This is a genomic window from Rhizobium sp. EC-SD404, assembly GCF_902498825.1.
Classification (GTDB): domain Bacteria; phylum Pseudomonadota; class Alphaproteobacteria; order Rhizobiales; family Rhizobiaceae; genus Georhizobium.
Genome location: NZ_LR701459.1, coordinates 1577732 through 1596882, shown reverse-complemented (window position 1 = coordinate 1596882; position 19151 = coordinate 1577732). Strand labels below are relative to the sequence as shown.

Here is a 19151-nt window from a genome sequence, read left to right as displayed (position 1 = left end):
TTAAGCTGTTGGGACAAATCGGGGAAGTGTCGATCAATCTGGAAATGGCTGGGGCGCCTGGATTCGAACCAGGGATGGCGGTACCAAAAACCGCTGCCTTACCGCTTGGCTACGCCCCAATGGCGGCTTGCCCTTCGGGCAATGCGACCGTGGCCGGTTTACCTTGATCCCGGCAGGAATCAAGAGCGGATCACAAATTTCACAGGGTCGATCGCGGGCGGGATGCCGCGTCGAGGAATACCTCCTCGATCCGCGGCAGGCGCTTGATCAGGCCTGGATCACAACGACGCGGCTGCCGGTCGGAACGCGCTCGTAAAGATCGATCACGTCGTGGTTCAGCATGCGCACGCAGCCGCTCGACATGGCCTGGCCGATGGACCGCGGCTGGTTGGTGCCGTGGATACGGAACATGGTGTCGCGGCCATTGCGATAAAGATAGAGCGCACGCGCGCCGAGCGGGTTGGTCGGGCCGCCAGGAACACCGGAGGCGAACTGAAGATTGCGCGAATCGCGCCGGATCATATTGGCCGTCGGGGTCCAGCTCGGCCATTCGGCCTTGCGTCCGACGGTGGCGTTGCCCCGCAAAGCGAGCCCTTCGCGTCCGACGCCGATGCCATAGCGAAGCGCCCTGCCGCCGCCCAGCACGTAGTAGAGCCGGCGTTCAGGGGTGTTGACCACGACGGTACCGGCCTCGTAGTCGCCGTCGAAGGCGACTTCCTGGCGGCGCAGCTCCGGGTCGATCTCCTGCAGCGGCACGGCATCGAGGGGGAACCGCTCTTCCGGCAGCGCCGCATAGTTCAGCCGGGCCGTCTGATATTCCGACGACGCGGTGCAGGCGCCCAGGAAGAGTGGCATCCCGAAAAGAATGCCTCTGCGTGTGATCGACATAGTGCCCCCAAATAACCTTGATCCCCGTAATCGTTAACTGAATACGGGGTCGTGGTTAACGCTTGGTTTCGATGGAAGCAGTCACTTATCGTTGCCGCATCCATCCCGTCCGTTCTACATCGAGCGGCTACAGCAGACCTTTGGCCTTCAAGGCGGCTTCGATCTCGGCGGCCAGTTCCTCCGGCGTGCGACCCTTGACGCGCAGATGCACATCGGCCGCATCCGGGGCTTCGTAGGGCTCGTCCACGCCGGTGAAGTGCTTCAACTCACCCTCGAGCGCAAGCTTGTAAAAGCCCTTCGGGTCGCGCTGCATGCAGTCCTCGAGGTCGGCATCGACGAAGATTTCGAGGAATGCGTTGTCTCCGGCGATATCGCGGGCAATCTGGCGTTCTTCCCGCAGCGGCGAGATGAAGGACGCCATGACGACCAGGCCGGCATCGGCCATCAACTTCGCCACATGGGCAATGCGCTGCACTTCCTCGCGACGGCTTGCCGCGTCGAAACCAAGACCGCGATTGAGGCCCTGGCGCGTGTTGGCGCCATCCAGCACATAGGTGTGCAACCCAAGGCCATGCAGGCGCCGCTCGAGCGTGTTGGCGATCGTGCTCTTGCCTGCGCCTGAAAGCCCGGTGAACCAGAGGATCGCCGGTTTCTGGTGCTTTATGGCGGCGCGGTCCTTCTGCGTCACGTCGAAGAGGCGGTGCTGCCCTGCAGACCCATTCGCCTGTGCCGTGATCATGCCGGCCGCAACCGTCTGGTTGGATATGCGGTCGATCAGGATGAAGGCGCCTGTCGCGCGGTTGGCACGATATGGATCGAAGGCGATCGGGCGCTGCGCGGCGATCGTCACGGTACCCACGTCGTTCAGGGCAAGCGTATCGGCCTTCACCTCTTCGAGCTGGGAAATGTCGATCCGGTTCTGAAGCACCGCCACGGCCGCCGCGGTCTGGTCAGTCTCGGTGCGCAGGATATACTGGCGACCGGCCACGAGCGCACGCTCGGCGAACCAGACGAGACGGGCATCGAACCGGTCTGCGATCACCGGCGCAGCCTGCGGATCAACCAGCATGTCGCCGCGCGAACAGTCGACTTCGTCGGCCAGCACGAAGGTGACGCTCTGTCCGTCACGCGCTTCTTCGAGATCGAGATCGGTGCCGTCGGGCGCCATGGTGACGATGCGCTTGATGCGCGTCGTCACGCCGGATTTGGCAACGGCGACGGTGTCTCCAACCGCAACGCGGCCGGACGCGACCTGGCCCTGGAAGCCACGGAAATTGAGATGCGGCCGGCTGACGAACTGGACCGGGAAACGAAACGGCTTGCCGGCGAGATCGTCGTCGACATTCACCGTTTCCAGGTGTCCCAGCAGGGACGGCCCGTCATACCAGGCCATGTTTTCCGATTGGGCGATCACATTATCGCCGAAGCGGGCCGAGAGCGGAATCGCCACGATGGAGCGGAAACCCAGCGAAGCGGCAAATGCCTCGTAGTCGCGCCGGATCGCCTCGAAGCGCTCCTGCGAAAAATCGACCAGGTCGATCTTGTTCACGGCCAGCACGATGTGGCGGATGCCGAGCAGCGNCGAGGCATCGAGCCATGCATCCCGTCGAGCCGAAGCCGCAAAATCCCCTACGCCTACGACACGGCCCTCTACCGCCAGCGCCACAAGGTCGAGAACCTTTTCGCCAAGCTCAAGGACTGGCGGCGCATCGCAACCCGCTACGACCGATGTGCCCACACCTTCTTCTCGGCCATCTGCATCGCAGCCGCCGTCATCTTCTGGCTCTGATCAATGAGTCCTGAGCCTAGGCACTATCGCTGGTGAATTTTCCGTAACGGCGCTGTAGCAAATGCTAACACTCAAGCTATGACGCGGCCGATCCCGGAGCATAGGCGTCAGCGAAATCCGCTGCCGGCGCGATGGGCTTGATGACGTCGATCAGAACGCCATTCGGATCAGCCGTAATGAAATGACGTTGGCCGAATGCCTCGTCGCGGATCGAAAGCAGCATGGGCAAGCCGGCACTTTGAAGCCGCTCCCATTCCGCATCGACATCGTCGACTTCGAAGTTCAGGAGCAGCCCCGATGCCGATCCTCCCCGCGCGCTCTGCGGAATGGTTTCATGATTGCGCTCCAGGACAGCCAGGTTGACGTCGGGTTGCTCGGGCATCGTCAAATGCACATACCAATCACTCGTGAACGCCGGCTCGAAGCCGAAATGCGTTTGATAGAACGCGGCGGTGTGGGTCACTTGGTCCGTCATGATGACGGGATAATAGCTTTTGATGTGCATGGTCTTCCCTCTTTCTCTAGAAACATACATACTGATTGCACGTAAATAACATACAGGCTGAATGTATGCAAGAGAGACGACCTCGTATAACGAATGAAGCGCGCAGCCACGCGATGCGCAGCGCTCTTCTCGAAGCCGGGCGGGCACTTTTCCTCGCCAAATCCTATGCGGAAACATCGACTCCCGAGATCGTTGCCGCCGCAGGCGTGACGCGCGGCGCGCTCTATCACCATTTCGAGGACAAAAAGGCGCTCTTCCAGGCGGTGGTGGAGGCTGAGGCGGAGGCCGTAGCGCGCTCGATCGGCGCGTCGAGCGTCGACGAGCCGACCGCAATCGGCGCGCTCATCAAGGGCGGAGAAGCTTTCGTCACCGCCATGAACGAACCAGGCCGCACCCGGCTTCTGCTTCTCGATGGACCCGCGGTTTTAGGGCCAACGACGATGCGCACGATCGATGAACGTCATGCGCGCAAGGCGCTGCGCGAGGGCATCGAGGAAGCGATCGCGAACGGCGCGTTACCTGCCCTCCCCGTCGGCGCTTTGACGTCACAGTTGTCGGCAGCTTTCGACGCAGCGGCGCTCGGTATCGAAATGGGCGACGACGCCGATGACCATCGCGCCGCGTTGGGCGCATTGATTGAAGGCCTGACCCAAGGCAAAAAATAGCGTGAACTGAAAGAAAGACGCCAGACACGCATCTGGATCCAGCGACTTCAAGCCGAATGCGCTGCACTTTCAGGCATTTCGAGCGGCAAAGCGGCCAGGAGATCAACGGCGACGTCACGCCAGCTTCGCAAGGTCGAATGCCTTGCGCGAATTTTGGCCACGAGCGTTTCGCGATAGATCTCGTTAGTGAGAAGCCGCTCGAGCAATTCGGCGAGGTCCTGCGGTGAATCAGGATCGATATAGCAAGCGAGATCTCCACCCACCTCCGGCAGGCTGGACGCTTTGGCTGCGATCGCAGGCGTGCCCAGCCACAAAGACTCACCGACAGGTAGACCCCAGCCCTCCAGCCGGCTTGGCGTCACCGTGGCGAGCGCATTTCGATAGAGCGCGATCAGGTTTGCCTGCGTCGGGCTGTTAACCAGGAGAAAGTGCTCGGCCAGTCCGCGATATGGAGCTTGGGCGAGCCTCGCCATTGTACGCGGCTTGTTGACACCGGCGATGACCATCAGCGGTGGCCGCTGGCCCTTGGCGAGCAGGAGCCGTTGTGCCTCGAACACCAGATCGAGATTCTTGCGGCCAAGCGTGATGCCGACACCCATGATGTATGGCCTGTCGGGTAGGACAATCGTCGGCTGTTCCCCGTCATCCCTGCATTCGTGCGCAAGCGGCACGACGGCCATCTCCGGCAATGGCGCGAGCACACCCGCACGCGATTTCTCTGCGATGTCCTTGGCTGTAAACTGCGAGTTAGCGAGGATAAGGCGCGTCTGTCGAAGGATCTCGTTGTTGTCGGCCAGGAACGTTAACGCATGACGCTTGGAGGCGGGGATCTGCTCATGAAGCTGAATGACGTCGTGCAGAAGCGGCACGAGTTGCGTAAGCGACCCGGTCTTGCGCAAGGACTCGATGTACTGCGCGATGAGACGCGGCCGGGCAGCCGAGAAGAGGACGCCCCCGTTAGGTACATGGGGTGGCATGTGGAGATCGAGCTCACGGCAGAGTCTCCGGTTGGCTACCCGACGAAAGATGTCGAACACTTTCGCATAGGTGCTTCCGACCAGATTGCGGCCGGCCTTGCGGCCCTTCAAGAGCCTTGGAATGGCGGAGGTAGGAACGTTGGGATCGACGAGACCGTTCAGCGAAGCCCGGCCGAACCGGGGACGCGCCAGAAGAAAAATGCCGCGCGTTTCGTCAAAGACGACGAACTTGGTGTCCGGTCGAAGCAGATGGACCTCGTAGGCCAGCTCAGCAACGACGCGCGCAATTCCATAGTATTTGAGTTTACTATGGGCCAGGACGTAAAGCTCTGTGATATCGAAGTACAACATCACAGAGCTTTTAAAGAGAGAGCTTAAAATGCAATATGCAAGTAAGAGGCAACCCCCTAGCCTGGAGGAAATGTTTCCGTTTCCAGACTAGGTAGGTCACGCGGTTACCCGAAGGACGACCGCATCAGCTGTCGAGGAAGCTCCGCAGCTTGCGCGACCGGCTCGGGTGCTTGAGCTTGCGCAGTGCCTTCGCCTCGATCTGGCGAATACGTTCGCGCGTTACCGAGAACTGCTGGCCAACTTCTTCCAGCGTGTGGTCGGTGTTCATGCCAATGCCGAAACGCATGCGCAGCACGCGCTCTTCACGCGGCGTCAACGAAGCGAGCACGCGCGTGGTGGTTTCACGCAAGTTCGCCTGGATTGCCGCATCGATCGGCAGGATCGCATTCTTGTCCTCGATGAAATCGCCGAGGTGCGAATCTTCCTCGTCGCCGACAGGCGTTTCGAGCGAGATCGGCTCCTTGGCGATCTTCAGGACTTTACGGACCTTTTCGAGCGGCATAGCGAGCTTTTCGGCCAGCTCTTCCGGCGTCGGTTCGCGGCCGATTTCGTGCAGCATCTGACGCGATGTCCGGACGATCTTGTTGATCGTCTCGATCATGTGCACCGGAATACGGATGGTGCGCGCCTGGTCGGCGATCGAACGGGTGATCGCCTGCCGGATCCACCACGTCGCATAAGTGGAGAACTTGTAACCGCGGCGGTACTCGAACTTATCCACGGCCTTCATCAGGCCGATATTGCCTTCCTGGATGAGATCCAGGAACTGCAGACCGCGGTTGGTGTACTTCTTGGCGATCGAAATCACGAGACGGAGGTTGGCTTCCACCATCTCCTTCTTGGCGATGCGGGCTTCGCGCTCGCCCTTCTGCACCATGTTCACGATACGACGGAACTCGGTGATCGAGATGCCGGTCTCGGTCGCGAGATTCTGGATTTCGCCGCGAAGATCCTTGATCGCGCCATTCTCGCTCTTGGCGAATTCCTTCCAACCCTTGGCCGAAAGGTTGGCGATCGACTTCATCCAGTTCGGGTCGAGCTCTGCGCCGCGATACTCTTCGAGGAAGGACTCACGCTTGACGCCATAGCTCTCGGCCAGACGCAGCAAGCGACCTTCATTCTGCATGAGGCGCTTATTGATGTCGTAGAGCTGCTCGACAAGGCTGTCGATACGGTTCTGGTTGAGCGCCAGCGACTTCACAGCCGTGATCAGCTCTTCTTTCAGCTTCTTGTAGCTGCGTTCCTGGCTCGGAGACAGCGTGGCCGAAGCGGCAAGGCGGGCTTCCACCTGCTGGTCCTGCAGCTTGCGCAGCTTTTTGTAGGTCTCGGCGATCAGGTCGAAGGTCGCCATGACCTGCGGGCGCAACTCGGCTTCCATCGCGGCGAGCGAGAGGTTCGACTCATCGTCGTCATCCTCTTCCTCTTCGCCGGGAAGGCCCTCGCCGCCGACATTGGTCACGTCGTCGCTGGCAGCGCGCTCGCGGCGCACCTTTTCCTTTTCTTCGGCGGCCTTGCGGTCGGCCTCGATCTTTTCGGCGCTCTGGAACTGCGGTGCAGCCTTGGCCTCGGGACCGGAATAGGTGGTTTCGAGATCGATGATCTCGCGCAGCAGCGTGGAACCTTCGTTCAGCTGGTCGCGCCAGATGATGATGGCCTGGAACGTGAGCGGGCTTTCGCAAAGCCCTGCGATCATCGTTTCGCGGCCAGCCTCGATGCGCTTGGCGATCGCGATTTCGCCCTCGCGCGACAGAAGCTCGACCGAGCCCATCTCGCGCAGATACATGCGCACCGGGTCATCGGTACGGTCGGTCGGCTCTTTTTTCTTGGCGGCGGCGAGCGCAGTGCCACTGCTCGTGGCAATCTCGGTGCCGTCGCTCTCTTCGTCGGCGCTGTCGTCCGGCTTCTCTTCCTGCTCTTCCTCGTCCTCGACCACATTGATGCCCATGTCCGAAAGCATGGACATGGTGTCTTCGATTTGCTCGGACGTGACTTCCTCGGAAGGCAGGACGGCATTGAGCTCGTCCATGGTGACATAGCCGCGCTTCTTGGCGGCCTTGATCATCTTCTTGACGGCGTCATCGGAAAGATCGAGAAGCGGACCATCGCCGGAACCCTCGCGTTCGACTTCGGCTTCCTCGTTTTCCTTAACTTTTGTGGCCATATGGTCTGATCACTTTCCTTCGACGCCGATTGAGCGAGGCGCACATTCCGAAGCCAAATCGGCTACGGCGCGCGGGCTGCGCTCACGGCTATCTGCAAGTTTTTGGTTCACAATCTGATAAGGTAACGCCGCTGGGTCCAAAAAATGCGATCCCAATGACGTTGCGGCAACCGCTCCGGGAAAATCGGGTCTCCCGAATATCGTAAGATTTTGGGTTAATGCCATAGGCAATGGTGATTCCCACAAATTCGGTCGTCGTCAAGGCTCACACTGAAAAAAGGGCGGTTTAGCCCGATTTCCACTCCGGCCAGACGCCGCAACGAGAATAACGATAGCCAGTGGCGCGCCTGCCAATTTGCGAGCGGCTGTACAGTCAGCCCTAGATTTAGGTGGCGACTCCCATTTCGCAAGGGCTGACGCCATGCTTTACCTGCTATTCGGGCAAGTTCTTCTCGATACGGGACGGAATTCGATCAAACTCGGGCGATGGCCTTCGACCGTCCGGACAGCACCCCAAAACCATCGATGATCGCGTGCTGATTCTCGAAACGGGTGATTTCCATCTGAACCTGCTCGAGATTGATCAGCAGCGTCGAGATCAGGTCTCCATCGCTGGCCTCTGTCGCTTCGGCGATATCGCGCTCCAGCTCCTGCTTCTGCCACTTGAGGATGCGGGCGCGCTTGTTGAGCGACAGCGCCTGGAAGAACCCCTCCCGCGCATCCTCGAGCGCCGCCTCTTCCGTCGCTACCCAAAGGCGCGCATTCCGGATCTGGCGCTCCAGCGTGGCGACCAGCGGGGAAAGCCCCTGTGCCTCCAGATGCGCGAGCATACGCTCGCGATCGACGCGCGCACTGTCGGTCGAGGCGCCGAGGATCGCCTTCCAGAGGCGGTCGAGGTCGGCATTATCGAATTCGACGCCGGTGATCTCGTCGAACTCCTCGATGATCAGCCCGGGATGATTGACGACGGTCAGCGCCAAAGCACTTTCGCGCAGCGCCGGCACGTCCGAGACTCCGCGGACCAGTGCAGAACGCGTCAGGCGATCCGATGGCGTCAGACGCGCCGGCGTTGTCCCGAACCCACCCGCGTTCTGTGCTCTCCCGCCGCCTGATCGACGCCCCTGCTGGCCGCCACGCTGCTGGCCTGCCCCTTGGGGTGCCGCGCGGAAATAGCCGAGCATCCGCTCGCGCATGTCCTGAGCGTAATGATAACGCACGCTGTCGTCCGGGATCGCCGCCGTTACGGTTTTGAGCCTTGCCTCAAGTTCGGCGCGCCGCTCGGGCGTATCGTAGGACCCGCTACCGAGTTCGCGCAGCCACACCATGTCGGCGAGCGGCCGTGCCGCAGCGAGCACGGCATCGAAGGGCGCCCTGCCTTCGCGACGAACGAGATCGTCCGGATCCTTGCCCTCGGGCAGCATCGCGAACTGGACGGACCGGCCGGGCTTAAGACCCTTCAACGCGAGATCGACCGCGCGAAATGCCGCGCGCTGACCCGCACCGTCGCCGTCGAAGCAGAGAACGGGCGTTGGAGCGATGCGCCACAGAAGTTCCAGCTGATCTTCCGTCAGCGCCGTTCCCAGGGGCGCAACCGCCTGTTCGAACCCGGCCTGATGCAACGCGATCACGTCCATGTAGCCTTCGACCGCCACGATCTGACCACTGGCACCGGCCTGTTGGGCCGCTCGCCGCGCGCGGGTGAAATTGTAGAGCACCCGCCCCTTGTGAAAAAGCTCGGTCTCGTTGGAATTCAGATATTTGGCAGGTGCGTCCGCAGCCATGGCACGACCGCCGAAGGCGATCGGCTTCTCCCGCGCGGACAGGATCGGAAACATGATGCGATCGCGAAATCTATCGTAGGACACCGGAATGTCGGGCCCGTGGACGAGAAGCCCGCATGCCTCCATCTGCTGCAGCTCTATCCCCTTGGATGCCAGATGCTCCTTCAGTCCGTTGCGAGAGGACGGAGCATAGCCAAGTCCGAAGGTCTCCAACGACCGCCCGGTCAGCCCGCGATCGCGCAAATATGAGCGTGCCTTCGCGCCGTCGGAGCTCTGCAACCGATCCTGAAACCAGGCGACCGCCATCTCCATGACATCGAGCAGGCTTGCGCGCTCGCGCTCGCGGCGCTCCGCCTGCGGGTCGGCGATCGGCATGGCGATACCGGCCATATCCGCGACCCGTTCGACGGCTTCGGGAAACGACAGCCCTTCGAGTTCGGAGAGAAAGCGGAAATGATCGCCGGACACCCCGCAGCCAAAGCAGTGATAGCGGCCCTTGCGATCCTCGCAGTGGAAGCTCGGCGACTTCTCGCCGTGGAAGGGGCAGCAGGCCCACCAGTCGCCACGACCGGTGTTCGTCTTGCGCTTGTCCCAGGAAACGCGCTTGCCGACGACGTCCGAGATAGGAACGCGTTCGCGGATCTCATCGAGAAAGGCGGGTGAAAAGCGCATGGTTCATCCAGCTACTGGGATCGCGTGACCTACACTTCGCGTCCCCGCTTGACCATGGCCCGACTGGCTTCACGCTGCAATAGTTTAGACGCCTCCAGCCGGTCCGGCATGGTGCCGGACCGGCTGGAGAGCCGAACAATCTGGATTGTCTTACTTGTCCAGGTAAGCCGGGCCGTTCGTGGACATGACGAAAGAATTCATCGGGCCATCGGAGCGAGCATCGTTCGAGACACTGCCGGTGGTCGTGCGGTCGATACCGGTCGGGTTGCCGCCGAGCGGGCTTTCGTAGACCGGCCCTTCGAAGGACATGACGCGATTGTGCGTGCTTTGGGCAAATGAAGCCTGCGAAAGAGCAGCGAGAGCGATTGCAGAGATAAGAAGAGTTTTCATCAGAGTCATCCCTTTTACGATCAACGGCGAAAATGAAGCTGTACAATTACCGGCTTCTCTCGCCTCGATTATCTGCAGCGCCGCGACCACCGCCGCGCTTACAATCAGATGACAAAGATATAGTCTCGACGTTTGATCCGGTCGCGTCACATGGACTTGAGCGGATGGTGAGCCGCAGTGATTGTGAACGGCAATAACGAAAAAAGCCCGGCGAACCGGGCTTTCTAATGCAGGTTGTCGGCGTCGATCTCGACATGCGCACGTCCAGTTGATCGGACGGTGCGGCTTCGTGACTAGCGCAGCAGACCTTTGACCTTATTGGAGGCCTTGGAGAAGTCCATCTGGCCCGCATAACGCTCCTTCAGAGCATTCATGCATTTGCCCATATCACGCAGTCCGTGAGCACCGGTTTCCTCGACGACCTCGGCACACGCCTTCTCAACCTCAGCCTCGGAAAGCTGCGCCGGCAGAAACTCCTTGATGATCGCGATTTCCTCGCGTTCCTGCTCGGCCAGTTCGAAGCGTGACGCCTCATCGTAGATCTTGGCCGATTCCTCGCGCTGCTTGATCATCTTGGCAAGAATCTGCGTGATGTCGTCGTCACTCACATGATCCTTGCCAGCGCCGCGATTTGCGATGTCGCGGTCCTTAATGGCAGCCTGAATAAGCCGCAGGGTCGAAACCTTGCGACTGTCCCGCGCCTTCAATGCATCTTTCAACGACTGTGCGAACATATCGCGCATCGCCCTGAACTCCTGGAATTGAACATCTAACCATAGCGCGCATTGCCACTCGGGCAAAGGCAGCCGAACTAAGAACTTGTATTGATAAGAGTTTTTCGTTTGCCGATAGGTGCGCGCGCCTCATTGACGATCCGCAACGCAATCTCTATTTTCCGGCCACAGCATCCACATAGTGCCGCGTCTCCTACCTGTCATCATCAATGACTGGGGGCCGGAACGCGGCTTCGGCCACCAGCAGCATCAGATGGCACTGACGCTGCAATTCTTCAAGAGCCGACCGGGACACAGAAGGACCTGAACCGATGACCGCGACCCCCGTGCAAAGCCCTGCCCCTTGGACCGCCGAACCGCAGACTGCGGTTCTCGTGCTGGCCGACGGTACGGTCATCAAGGGCCGCGGTATCGGGGCAACGGGCGCGGTCGAGGCTGAGGTATGTTTCAACACCGCCCTCACTGGATACCAGGAAATCCTTACCGACCCTTCCTATCTCGGCCAGATCGTCACCTTCACCTTCCCCCATATCGGCAATATCGGGGCAAATGACGAGGACATCGAGGACCTGACACCGGCCGCGCGCCGCGGTGCAGTCGGCGCGATCTTCAAGGCCGACGTCACCGAGCCATCGAGCTACCGCTCCATCCAGCATCTCGATGCCTGGCTGAAGGCACGCGGCATCGTTGGCATGACGGGCATCGACACGCGCGCCCTGACGGCATGGATCCGCGAAAATGGTGCGCCGAACGCCGTGATCGCTTATGATCTGCGTGGCGAGTTCGATATTGATGCGCTGAAGGAGAAGGCCAGCCAATGGCATGGTCTCGTCGATCTCGATCTGGCAAAGGAAGCCACGAGCGGTCAGTCCTCGCGCTGGAACGAAGGTCCCTGGGCATGGGACAAGGGTTATGAGACTGTCGGCGAGGACGCGACCGGCCCGCACATCGTCGCCATCGACTACGGCGTGAAGCGCAACATCCTCCGCCTCCTCACCGGGCTTGGCGCGCGCATCACGCTCGTGCCGGCCGCAACGGAAGCCGAGGATATCTTGGCGCTGTCGCCGGACGGCATCTTCCTGTCGAACGGCCCTGGCGATCCTGCCGCTACCGGTGCCTACGCGGTTCCGACCATCCAAAAGCTCATGGAAAGCGGCATCCCCATCTTCGGCATCTGCCTAGGACACCAGATGCTGGCGCTCGCGCTCGGCGGGAAAACCGTGAAAATGCACCAGGGCCATCACGGCGCGAACCATCCGGTCAAGGACTTCACCACCGGCAAGGTCGAGATCGTCTCGATGAACCACGGCTTTGCGGTCGACACGCAGTCGCTCCCCGAAGGGGTCGAGGAAACGCATATCTCGCTGTTCGACGGCACCAATTGCGGGTTGGCGGTCAACGGCAAGCCCATCTTCTCGGTCCAGCACCACCCAGAGGCCTCACCCGGCCCGCAGGACAGCCACTACCTGTTCCGCAGGTTCATGGACATGGTCGAAACGCATCAGGCAAAGCAGGCTGCCTGATCGATCGCTTCACGAACTGATCCGGACGCGCCGGATGTTCTGGGCGATCTCCTTGAAGGTATCCTCGAGCGTGGCCGCGTCCGGTACGTCGAAATAGTGTGCTTCGGACGTCGCGCAACGCTTCAGGAGGTCGCCGGTCGATGTATCCTGCAATTCCAGACGAATGACATAGATGGTGATGCCGTCGGCCTTGGCGTTGGTGCAGCCGGCCTCCGTCTTCTGGTCCATCGAATTCGTGACCGTCACGACGCCGGCCCCTGGGTTGATGAGCCTGCCGTCTACCGAATAGCCGAAGCTCGAATAGGTTGAGCCGAGGTCGTTGCCGAGCTGATTCCAAGTGTTGGCGCCGTCGGTCAGGAAGATCATGACCTTTTCGTTGTCGCCAGCAGCTTTGGCACGCCCTTCCGCGAAGGGCTCGCCCGGCGAGAGCACCCGCCAGCCCCACATGACACCCTCCATCATGTTGGTCGCGCCTTGGGCCGTCAGCTCGCCAATCCGTTCCTTGAGCAAATCGAAATCGCTTGTGAGCGGAACGATCGGCTGCACCTGGCAATCGTGGTTTGGCCCCTTCGGCAATGCCTCGCCGCGCCAGAAGGTCGAATTCGATGTGTCGATGGTCGGCGGAGCATAGAACAGAGCATCGCTCAGCGCCCCGAGAAGACCACCCACCAGTCCGCCTTCATCATCGTCGTCGTCGTCGTCGTCATCGTCATCATCATCATCATCGTCGTCGTCACCTGCTGAGGCCGTACCGGTCAGCGCGACGTTGTATTTCTCCCGAAGACGTTTCTGACGCGGGTCTCGCAGATCGGCACCATTGTCGCGCAGATAGCTGTTCGGATATTGCGGTCTGCCAGAGCGGCTGACGTCGTCGGGCTCGTCGATCGAGAAGGCAGGGACGAACAGCGAGCGTGCATCCGATCGCTTCGCCGGCGTGTCGGTCACGTCATAAGCTGTGCCCTTGTGCGGCGGCCTTGTCTCGATACAGCCGTCCCATTCCTGACCAAGATGATCGTACATTTCAAAACGGCTAAGGTTTTTTGCCAGTTCGACCTGCTCGATTGGGTTGGCACCGCGCATGTCGAGCCATGGCGCCGCCGGCCGCACGACCTTCCCTCGGTCATCGAACGTCGGTCCAAATTGCGGCCCGACATTCACGAAGGACGAGAATGGCACCAGCGAGAACTTCACCATGTCGTCGCCACCATCATGCTCGGACATCGTGTCGATCAAGGTCGTGGCAGCGTCCTTGAGACGCTCCAGTTTCTCGCCCCGCATCGAGCCGGTGGTGTCGAGGACCAGACCGATCTCGTAGGTGTTCAACGCAAAGGTGGCGGCGGATTCGACGGAAATCTCCGACGCCGAAATTCCGAAAATGCCCGCGAAGCGCGTCGGAGAGGAAGCATCGACGGAAACCGTCCACGTCGTTTCGGTCTTGGCGACGCGCAGATTGGAATACGCCCCCGCATAATTTGCGTGGACGAACTCGCCCGCGACCCGCTCGGCCTCGTCCTGCTCGATCTCCAACCCACGCCGCGCGAGCGCCAGAGCTGCGGCATCGGCCGCATTATGAAGTTCGGTACGTTGGCGCGAAGCGATCGTATAATCGACCGCCAGCGCAACTGCGCCGACGATGGGAACAAGCACCAGCGCGAACATGATGGCAAAACTGCCGGATGTGTTCGCCAAAAACCGCTGCATCATTTTGGGGCATCTCCTCGGATGCACCCAATCAACACGAGGGCATTAAAATTTCCGTGAATCTGAAGTATCGAATAAGAGCGATGCTGCGTAAAAACGAGACCGGAAAGCTCTCATAACATTAGATTACTCTAAATGAATGTGTTGCTCACATCTGTCCATTGAAAGTGTCGCAGTCCTCCAGACGACCACTGTCGAAACCGCGCTGAAACCATTCCCGACGCTGCTCGGACGTCCCATGATTGAAGCTGTCGGGGACAACATATCCTTGCGTGCGCCGCTGCAGCGTGTCGTCGCCGATCTGCGTCGCGGCATTCAACGCTTCCTCGAGGTCGCCCGCTTCGAGCAACCCGCGCTCCGCGGTGTAATGCCCCCAGATGCCTGCGAAACAATCCGCCTGGAGTTCGACCCGGACAGAAAGGGCATTGGCTTCCGTCTCACCCATCTGCTGGCGCATCTGATTGAACTGGGGAAGAACGCCGATCACGTTTTGAACGTGATGCCCGACCTCATGGGCAACGACATAAGCCTGCGCGAAATCGCCGGCGGCGTCGAACCGCTCGGCCAACTCGTTGAAGAAGCCGAGATCGATGTAAAGCTGCTGGTCATTGGGACAATAGAACGGTCCGACGGCCGAACTCGCCTGGCCGCAAGCCGATGAGACTGCGCCTTCGAAGAGCACCAGCGTCGGTTCCGGGTAATCGGCCCCCTCGGCTTCCATGATGCCGTTCCAGGTGTCTTCGGTTTCAGCGAGCACAGTCGCGATGAACTCCGACGCTTCGTCACGCTGACCGGGTGCGAGACCCTGCGTCGACGGCCCTGCCTGCTGCTCGACGCTCGTCGAGGTACCGCTCCCACCATCGAGCAGGATCATCGGGTTGATGCCGACCGCCCACAGGATGATGCCGAGCACGATGAGCACGAAGATGGACCCTATGCCGCCAGCGCCTCGTCCGCCGCGAATGATGCCGCCTGGAATGCGCATGCGCGAACCGCCAAGCCCGCCGCCTCCACCGCGTCGGTCGTCGATATTGGAACTCTGCCGCCTGCCCCGCCAACGCATCCGGATATCTCCCCGAGTAAGTTCGTCAATCGACCGAAATTGCCGGACGCCATTTTGGTTCCGGCTTAATTCAGTTGATGATGATCTTAGCGAATTCCCGCACGTAGAGGCAGGCCTTCGACTGACCTGCATCTCGGGAATGTCAATGACCGGCTACCGGAGGACAAAGGCGCAGTGGGTGTCCGAAACTCGGCCAGCGGCAGATTGCCGATCACCGAGGGAAGCGCGAAAACACTGCGCCCACCCAGTCGCGAACCGTATCGGCGAGTTGCGGAACCCCTCGTGTCACCACGTCGGCGCGGATCTCCGCAACGAGCAGCACTGCCAACACCACCGCCATGACCATGCAGAGTGCGCAGATGCGTCGCAGTTGCTCGATGCGCCGCTGGTCCCCCTGCCGATCCTTGAGCTCCGAACCCAATCGCTCCACGATGCGGTCTGCCATACCGACTGAAGCATAGGCTTCGGTGTACTCGACCGAACTCGCGATGGACGTCAACTTGTCGTTCATGATGCTGAGCTGACGCGTTGAATTCTCAAGCGTCTCGGATCGCTCGATGGCACGCACGGCCTCGGCGAGACGGACGATCTGCAATTGCAGATCATCCGTCGACGGCGGGACGTCGCTGACAGGTCGCACGTTGCGCGCCGCCTGAAGGCGTTCGCGCCCAAGCCGCACCACCCGCTTGCTGCCTGCCTGGGCGTCTGGTCCAGATGGTCCTGACCCGGTCTGTTCGCTATCGACCGCAACCGCCTGTGCTGAGCCTTCGTCAAAACGGATGAGATCGCTCGTTCCGAAACTTTCGACCTGACTGTTCTTCTCTACCACTTCGACGCCCCCGCGTTTATTGGCTGCTGCATTGGTACGGCCGGTCATTCCTCACGCATCGCGTGATGCAACTGATCGGTGACCGGTTTGACCAGATAGGAGAGGATGGTCCGGCGGGTGGTCACGAAGAACACCTCTACCGGCATGCCGGGCCGAAGTTTGTCGGCGCCCACCTTGGCCAGTTCATCCTCAGAAATACGCAGACGTGCAGTATAGAATGACTGGCCGGTCTGCTCCTCGACCGTCAAATCCGGCGCGACATCGATCACCCCTGCCGAAAGCTCGGGCGTTACGCGCTGGCTCAGCCCGGTTAAGCGAATACGCGCGATCTGCCCGGCCATTACCTGGTCGACATCACCGGGCGACAGCTTCGCCTCGACAATCAGATCGTCGTCCATCGGAATGACGCTCACAAGCGTTTCGCCCGCCTGTACGATCCCGCCGATCGTGCTGACATTGAGTTCATGCAAAAAGCCCGTCAGCGGCGCGCGCACATCGAGCCGGCGCATGCGGTCGATGGCGGTGATGCGCTCTTCCTGGAGTCGCGCGATCTCGCCGCGCTTTTCGTCGAGTTCGGTCAGGATTGCCTGGTCGAATTCCTCGTCGACCTGGACCCGCTCGAGTTCAGTGGCGGTGCGCGCCTGCTGGATTTCTACGATCTCGGACGTCAACGCGGCATGGCTGCCCGTCAGGGACGCTCGCTCGCGGCGGATCGTGATCATCTGGGAGTCCACCACGAGGCCGCGCTCATGCAGATGGGCAAAGTCTGCAATCTGCTCGTCAAGCAGTTCGATGTTCTCGACAACTGCCTGCTGCTGCGATTCCAGCGCCGCGATCTGCTCGGCGAACTGGCCGATCTGCTCGGCAAGCTGGGCCTTTCGGCCTTCGCGCGTCAAGCGGCGAGCGGTCATCAGTTCCCGCTGTCCGTCCATCAGCAGTGCAGCGCGATCGGTCGACGATGAAAGGAGCGGTTCGGGGAACATGATCCCATCGCTTCGTGCCTGCTCCGCCAGAAGCCGGGCTTCCTGCGCCAACAACTGCTCCAGCTGGCTGTCGACGATGCCGAGGCTTGCCCGCGCCATCGTATCGTCGAGCCGGAACAGAACCTGTCCTGCCTCGACGCGATCGCCTTCGTTCACGTCGATCGCGCCGATGATGCCGCCATCCGGGTGCTGCACATGCTTGGTGCGCCCCTCGACGATGATCTGTCCCGAGCCGATGACAGCACCGTTGATTTCGGCATAAGCCGCCACGCCGCCGAAGCCCGCCACCAGGGCGACGCAGACGAGCAGCGATGTCGACAGCTGCTTGGTGATCGAGCCGCCGATGGCCCGGTCGAGATCGTCAGACCGCATGGCTGAATGCCTTCTGGTTGGTGGCGGGGCGGTCGAGAACCGCAAGGCCGGTGAGAACGTCATCGCGTTCGCCAAAGGCGACCTGCTGACCATTCTGAATCATAAGAACCTTGTTGACGGCCGAAAGCGCACTGGTGCGGTGCGCGATGACGATCACGATCCCACCGCGGGCGCGCACCTCCTGGATGGCCGCAGTCAGTGCCTGCTCTCCCTCGATATCGAGGTTGGAGTTGGGCTCGTCGAGCACGATCATGAATGGGTTGCCGTAAAGCGCGCGCGCAAGGCCGAGACGCTGACGCTGGCCGGCCGAAAGCCGCGCCCCGCTATCTCCAACCACGCATCCATAGCCATCGGGAAGATTGGCGATCAGCCTGTGAACGCCGGCCAGCTTGGCCGCCTGAACGATGGCCAACATGTCGGGCTTTTTCTCGAAGCGGCAAATGTTGTCGGCGACGGTACCGTCGAACAGCTCGACGTCTTGCGGGAGGTAGCCGATGATCTTGCTGCGCTCGTCCTCGTTCCACTGATCCAAGGTGGATCCATCAAGGCGTACCGCGCCTCGCAGATGCGGCCAGACGCCGACCAACGCACGGGCGAGGCTGGTCTTGCCAGAGCCCGATGGGCCGATGACGCCAAGGCCGTCGCCGGCTTTCAGCTGCAGCGCCACTCCCTGAAGCAGCACGACCGGCTCGCCAGGCGCACTCGTGGCCAACTCGGTAATGGTTACGTCCTGGGTCGGAAGAGGCAGGCCGCCGGGTGCCGTCTGGCCACCGGTGTCCTGAAGAGCCTGGTCGAGCCGCGAAGTTGCCTGACGGGAGGCCACGAAGGAAGGCCAGTGCGAGACGGCCTGTTCGATCGGCGCGAGCGCCCGGGCCATGATGATGGAAGAAGCGATCATCACGCCGGGCGTAATCTCTTGCAGGATCGCGAGATAGGCGCCCAGACCGAGCATGGCCGACTGCAGCACGAGGCGGAGCAGCTTGATGGCCGATGAGAAGAAATTGCTGCGATCTGCAGCGGCCTGCTGGGCCGCCACATGTGGCGCCATGAGGTCGGAAAAGCGATCCGACAGGCGTCCAAGCATACCCATGGCGCTGACGACTTCGGCGTTGCGCCGGGCGCTGTCCATGACCTTCGACTGAGCGCCGCTGCGGCTGCCGAGCTCGCGCGTCGGTTCACGCGACATCAGCTCATTTGCGACGACTAGGCCGAAGATCAAAAGGCCGCCCACCAGCGACAGAATGCCGAGCCAGAAATGGAACAGGAAGATGATCATGAAATAGAACGGCATGAACGGCAGATCGAAGATCGCCGCCGGACCGGGGGACGCCAGGAACCGGCGCACCGCATCGAGATCGCGTCCTGGATGAACGCCCGCCGCCTTGTGGCCGCCGACGATCGGCATCCGTATATTGGCGCGAAGCACCGGATCGGACAGCCGCGCGTAGACCCTCATGCTGATGCGCGTCAGGGCGCGGGACCGAAGGATATCGAGCACGCCGCTGAACAAGTAGAGCGCCAAAGCGATGCCTGACAAAACGATGAGCGTCGGAACGCTGCCGCTTGCCAGCACGCGGTCATAGACTTGGAGCATGAACAATGGGCCGGTCAGCATCAAAAGGTTGATCACCGCGCTGACGATGAAGATTCCCAGAAACGCCGACCGACAGGTGCGGATCGCGCTGGCGACAGAGACTTCAGATTTACGCTTGTACATAGCCCCGCCCCGAAAGGATTAACCCAACATTAAGCACGTTATTCCGCAGT

Annotated in this window: 16 protein-coding genes and 1 tRNA gene; 3 read left to right on the top strand and 14 right to left on the bottom strand. The window is 61.0% G+C overall.

Translation table 11 applies throughout. From position 1 onward, the window contains the following. Window positions 1-45: 45 nt before the first annotated feature. The 3 genes from GC125_RS08455 to cysC all read right to left on the bottom strand — a co-directional run bounded on the left by GC125_RS08455 (window position 46) and on the right by cysC (window position 2446). A tRNA-Gln gene (locus GC125_RS08455) sits at window positions 46-119 on the bottom strand. A gap of 148 nt (window positions 120-267) precedes the next feature. Continuing rightward, on the bottom strand, window positions 268-888 hold the full coding sequence (locus GC125_RS08450) for a L,D-transpeptidase (RefSeq protein ID WP_151985286.1): 621 nt from the start codon (window positions 886-888) through the stop codon (window positions 268-270). Window positions 889-1015: 127 nt separating this feature from the next. Then, entirely contained in the window at window positions 1016-2446 is a 1431-nt protein-coding gene (cysC, locus tag GC125_RS20345; RefSeq protein WP_353617102.1) for an adenylyl-sulfate kinase, read from the bottom strand. 24 nt (window positions 2447-2470) lie between these two features. Here cysC and GC125_RS19970 point away from each other — a divergent pair. After that, a partial coding sequence (locus tag GC125_RS19970; protein WP_210251654.1) for a transposase occupies window positions 2471-2677 on the top strand: 207 nt, incomplete at its 5' end. A gap of 76 nt (window positions 2678-2753) precedes the next feature. On the opposite strand, the gene GC125_RS08435 is transcribed toward GC125_RS19970, so the two are convergent. Then, window positions 2754-3182, bottom strand: coding sequence for a VOC family protein (locus tag GC125_RS08435; protein WP_151985283.1), 429 nt, complete (start codon window positions 3180-3182; stop codon window positions 2754-2756). Between the two features lie 65 nt (window positions 3183-3247). Here GC125_RS08435 and GC125_RS08430 point away from each other — a divergent pair, with 65 nt between their 5' ends. Beyond that, on the top strand, window positions 3248-3847 hold the full coding sequence (locus GC125_RS08430) for a TetR/AcrR family transcriptional regulator (RefSeq protein WP_151985282.1): 600 nt from the start codon (window positions 3248-3250) through the stop codon (window positions 3845-3847). Between the two features lie 47 nt (window positions 3848-3894). Here GC125_RS08430 and GC125_RS08425 read toward each other — a convergent pair whose 3' ends face one another. The 5 genes from GC125_RS08425 to GC125_RS08405 all read right to left on the bottom strand — a co-directional run bounded on the left by GC125_RS08425 (window position 3895) and on the right by GC125_RS08405 (window position 10922). Continuing rightward, window positions 3895-5175, bottom strand: coding sequence for a glycosyltransferase (locus GC125_RS08425; protein ID WP_151985281.1), 1281 nt, complete (start codon window positions 5173-5175; stop codon window positions 3895-3897). Window positions 5176-5299: 124 nt separating this feature from the next. Next, window positions 5300-7336 carry an RNA polymerase sigma factor RpoD gene (rpoD, locus tag GC125_RS08420; protein WP_151985280.1) on the bottom strand — a complete coding sequence of 679 codons (2037 nt, stop codon included), beginning with the start codon at window positions 7334-7336 and terminating at the stop codon, window positions 5300-5302. A gap of 473 nt (window positions 7337-7809) precedes the next feature. Then, window positions 7810-9789, bottom strand: a complete 1980-nt coding sequence (gene dnaG / locus GC125_RS08415) for a DNA primase (RefSeq protein ID WP_151985279.1) — start codon at window positions 9787-9789, stop codon at window positions 7810-7812. 150 nt (window positions 9790-9939) lie between these two features. Further along, entirely contained in the window at window positions 9940-10179 is a 240-nt protein-coding gene (locus tag GC125_RS08410) for a hypothetical protein (protein WP_151985278.1), read from the bottom strand. Between the two features lie 293 nt (window positions 10180-10472). Then, window positions 10473-10922 carry a GatB/YqeY domain-containing protein gene (locus GC125_RS08405; protein WP_151985277.1) on the bottom strand — a complete coding sequence of 150 codons (450 nt, stop codon included), beginning with the start codon at window positions 10920-10922 and terminating at the stop codon, window positions 10473-10475. Between the two features lie 302 nt (window positions 10923-11224). Between GC125_RS08405 and carA the strand changes: the two genes are divergently transcribed. Then, the gene (gene carA, locus GC125_RS08400; protein ID WP_151985276.1) at window positions 11225-12436 is read left to right on the top strand and encodes a glutamine-hydrolyzing carbamoyl-phosphate synthase small subunit; all 1212 of its coding nucleotides are present in this window, start codon (window positions 11225-11227) and stop codon (window positions 12434-12436) included. A gap of 9 nt (window positions 12437-12445) precedes the next feature. Here carA and GC125_RS08395 read toward each other — a convergent pair whose 3' ends face one another. From GC125_RS08395 to GC125_RS08375, 5 genes are all read right to left on the bottom strand, one after another. Further along, window positions 12446-14140, bottom strand: coding sequence for a TadE/TadG family type IV pilus assembly protein (locus tag GC125_RS08395; RefSeq protein WP_151985275.1), 1695 nt, complete (start codon window positions 14138-14140; stop codon window positions 12446-12448). A 145-nt stretch (window positions 14141-14285) separates the two neighbouring features. Next, on the bottom strand, window positions 14286-15200 hold the full coding sequence (ypfJ, locus tag GC125_RS08390) for a KPN_02809 family neutral zinc metallopeptidase (RefSeq protein WP_151985274.1): 915 nt from the start codon (window positions 15198-15200) through the stop codon (window positions 14286-14288). Between the two features lie 211 nt (window positions 15201-15411). Then, window positions 15412-16077: a hypothetical protein gene (locus tag GC125_RS08385; protein ID WP_151985273.1), complete on the bottom strand. Its 666-nt coding sequence runs from the start codon at window positions 16075-16077 to the stop codon at window positions 15412-15414. After that, on the bottom strand, window positions 16074-17384 hold the full coding sequence (locus tag GC125_RS08380; RefSeq protein ID WP_199864512.1) for an HlyD family type I secretion periplasmic adaptor subunit: 1311 nt from the start codon (window positions 17382-17384) through the stop codon (window positions 16074-16076). Before GC125_RS08380 ends, GC125_RS08385 begins: the two co-directional genes overlap by 4 nt. Further along, window positions 17374-19101, bottom strand: a complete 1728-nt coding sequence (locus GC125_RS08375) for a type I secretion system permease/ATPase (RefSeq protein ID WP_151985271.1) — start codon at window positions 19099-19101, stop codon at window positions 17374-17376. Before GC125_RS08375 ends, GC125_RS08380 begins: the two co-directional genes overlap by 11 nt. Between the last annotated feature and the right edge of the window lie 50 nt (window positions 19102-19151).